The organism is Candidatus Desulfolinea nitratireducens, assembly GCF_982879505.1.
In genome coordinates, this window is the sequence record NZ_CEYOSI010000166.1 from 7,299 (window position 1) to 8,152 (window position 854).

General features: G+C 45.0%; 1 protein-coding gene and 1 pseudogene. Both read right to left on the reverse strand.

Translation table 11 applies throughout. From position 1 onward, the window contains the following. A pseudogene (locus AC3DOM_RS13250) lies at nucleotides 1-700 on the reverse strand (SAM-dependent methyltransferase); the annotation flags it as partial. After that, the coding region (locus tag AC3DOM_RS13255) for a hypothetical protein (protein WP_487919526.1) at nucleotides 663-854 on the reverse strand (192 nt) is incomplete at its 5' end. The pseudogene AC3DOM_RS13250 and the gene AC3DOM_RS13255, both read right to left, overlap by 38 nt.

Consider the following 854-nt stretch of genomic DNA (forward strand, 5'->3'; position numbering starts at 1 on the left):
TTTTTTGCTCCTCAACATTTTCATCTGCGTATTTGACTTGTGCTTTTGCATGTAAGTGGATGTGCATCATTAGTCCGGCATTGAGCTTGGCCGATGATGGGAGCAGCTCGCTTGCCAAATCCAGGGGGATGCCATCAATATATACGCGCAATAATTGGCTGAGGCGGATATCCCGTTTTGCCATTAGCGCAAGGGGAGCCAGGAAGTGTTGACAATATTGCCGATAAGCTACCCAGGGCTGCCCATCTTGATAGAACTCAAAAGAGAGCGTATCTATCAGCATTGCTTTTCCGAGATAAAATTGGATATTGTATGCGCTCGCATCCTTTAATGACATCCCAACGTTGAGCGCGCGCTTTTGAATTGCTAGAGTTGTTAACGCGGCAGATTTAAGCTGCGAAAAAGACCATTCATAAGGATAAGAAATGAAAGGGAGTCGTTCAGGTTGAAGAACTTGGAAAGCCTTTTCTGGCTGGATTGGAGCGATGTCTACCTCTTGATGGGTGACCAATCGGCCAGATTTTCTTAGGCTATCATACAGCCCCGATTCAATGAGATTTTTATACTCATCAGTATATTTCTGGTTTATTTGTCTATAGAGAACACTATCTTGTGTGAAGAGGAAGCCGTTCGGATCTCGAAATGACGCAGGGTGTTGTTCTTTATTCTTCGAAATCGTCATCAGCATTTTCTTCTTCATTGACTTCTGGGACGTCCTTGCCAAGCATTTTCTTTATCTTTGACCATTGCGAGCGAATGAAAAGCCCAGCTCCAAGCAAGGCCGCAACGGCCAGTTGGATGAGGATGCTTCCTGAGCCAGGATCAAGGTATGGTAATGCTGAATATGCTGCTGA